The following is a 2,293-nucleotide window of genomic DNA, read 5'->3' on the forward strand; positions in this document are numbered from 1 at the left end:
ATAATCGTATAGAAATTCCTCGATGTCGCCACGAATGACTCCGCGGATGCCCTCGGCCACTTTGCGGGCGTCCGTGGCGCCACCGCCTTTACTTACATCGCAGATGTTCAGGTAATTGGTCCCCCGGGCATCGTAATCTGCAGGCATGCCGTTTCTTATGGCATACAACTGCCACGCCGTGTTGGTTTCCAGGATAAGGCCCTCACGGTCCAGAATGGCAATGTGGGCCGACAACGAGTTGAGCACGGTCCTGGCCAGTTCGTCCCTGAAAAGATCGCTCTGTTTGTTCTGCCTTGCGGATGGTTCGCTCATATCGCCGTTTCCTTCCTCGGTTCTGGCAGAATACACCATTCACCGCCTCCTTTCAAGTCGCCCTTGTGCCGGCCAACTATTCTCAATGAAAGCACCCGTGATCTTGCGAAGAGCCCTAAGCAAGCGGTTTTCAGCAGAAAAGAGGCAAAAATGGTTTTTTGCAGGTAGATAAGAAAGGGAAAGTTGCGGCCGATGCAGCTCAAGGCTCGGTATTCATTGAGTGTAGACGCAGCTATCCACGCCTATCGATGAAAAAGGGGCAGCGCATGAAAATTTATTGAGACGTTAAGGCGGGATGCCCTTTTCAGGATCCCAAATGAATTGCATCAAACTCTGCCAATGAGGAAAAATCAAGACGCGTATGGTGCAGCGCAATTGGTTCCAAAATTCTTTGCGTGAAGTGAATTTGGTATATCGGACCTTTTGGTAAAGTGTGTCGGTAAGATCTAAAATCTGATGAACATAAAATGCCAACAGGTTGATCATAAAAAAGACCATCGAAAGATTGTTCTGACCATGGCCAAAGTTGTGTTCAAGGTGATAGCCTTCATTTTTCAGGGTATTGAAGGTTTCGTTTTCAATCTTCCAGCGGGCCCTGCCTGCTTTGACCAGCATGCCAATATTATTCTTATCAATCGTCATGTCGGTCACCCAGCTGTTGCGATAAGTGGGCTTGCCCTTGTTGATCATTTGGTATTCAAAAAAGTTGACCTGGTCGGCATCTTTAGAGCCATTGAGCGGCACATCGTTTACCCATCGGTATTGATGCTCGAGACCCTTTTTATCTTTAATCGTCATCTTGTTACCGGCATCCAGATCAAACATGTCTTTTACCCATTCAAAAAGGATTTTATGGTCCGCCGGCTTGGCCACAAGAATGAATGACATGTTGGCCGCTTTCAGATCATCGATAAAGGGCTGCTTGGAGTAAAGCCCATCGCCACCTATAACGATGGGCAGCTTGGGATGGGCTTTACGGATTTTTGCAATTAAACGTTTGGCCGCATTGATTTCACAATCCTGTTTGGTTGTGCCATCGCTGTTTTGGATAGGTTCCGGTGCAAGCGGAAGGACATGACGCTTATCAGGGTGTACTAAGGTTGCCTGCAAAATTTGGTGGGAATAACGCAACTTGCCTTTGTTTTGTTTTTTATACAAACAATGGGGGCAATGGATTTTTTCTGAAGAAAAATACTCAGATCCATCTATCGGTATCAGGTACTTTCCACCGAGCAACTGGTAGGCCTCCAGGTGCTTGCCCCGTTGCAGGTGACTGAGAAATGTGGTGAAGACAGGTGCTATCGCTTCAGGGGGTAACACATCCAGAACATTACGAAGCTGGCTGTCCTTGGGAATATCGTGAACCCCGAAAATCGTATTTACGTTGTTCTTTTGGATGCGTTCCTGAATACGGCGCTGGAATGCCAATAGGGAGGGGTCTTGCAGGTACATCATGGCAAAAGCGCTCATAACGCAATCGTGCAGGCTGTAGGAGACCTTCCCTTTTTGTCGGGGGTCCTCAAGCTGGCACAAATGTGACGAGATCGCCTTTTTTAGTGCATTAAAACTGAGATTTTTTTTAGGATGCAACTGCACCGCCCCTGTTCAATGATACAACCTGTTGATATGTATACAACATTCAGGATGCGATGTCTAGAGATAATATTTTCTGTTAAATCATATGGTTATGCCTTTTTGAAAAATTCGCTTTGCGAAAAAATAATTGAAAATTTACGGGCAGCCTTTAGCTGATAGCATTTAGTATTTCATTGGGAACTGCTGGCTGGACACCGACCGTCTTGCCCTTGATGTTGGCCCGCGAGAACGCTTCCATGGTGCCTTTTTTGCAAATGAACTTGGCCGGTGTATTGTAGTACTTGTTGGAGAAAGCCACTTTCTTTTTTCTTTCCTCGGTGATGGACATGGAGGCGATGATGGCGTCGTATTTCTTGGCAAGCAGGGCGGGGATGATGCCGTCCCA

The 2,293-nt window shown here is 46.9% G+C and carries 3 protein-coding genes; all 3 read right to left on the minus strand.

All coding sequences use genetic code 11. The features are described from left to right. Positions 1 to 351, minus strand: a 351-nt coding sequence (locus V2I46_09675; protein ID MEE4177767.1) for a hypothetical protein, incomplete at its 3' end; no start/stop codon positions are given. 246 nt (positions 352 to 597) lie between these two features. Continuing rightward, entirely contained in the window at positions 598 to 1,845 is a 1,248-nt protein-coding gene (locus tag V2I46_09680) for a hypothetical protein (protein ID MEE4177768.1), read from the minus strand. Positions 1,846 to 2,056: 211 nt separating this feature from the next. Continuing rightward, on the minus strand, positions 2,057 to 2,293 hold a 237-nt coding region (locus V2I46_09685; GenBank protein ID MEE4177769.1), incomplete at its 5' end, for a transporter substrate-binding domain-containing protein.

Source organism: Bacteroides sp. (assembly GCA_036351255.1).
Classification (GTDB): domain Bacteria; phylum Bacteroidota; class Bacteroidia; order Bacteroidales; family UBA7960; genus UBA7960.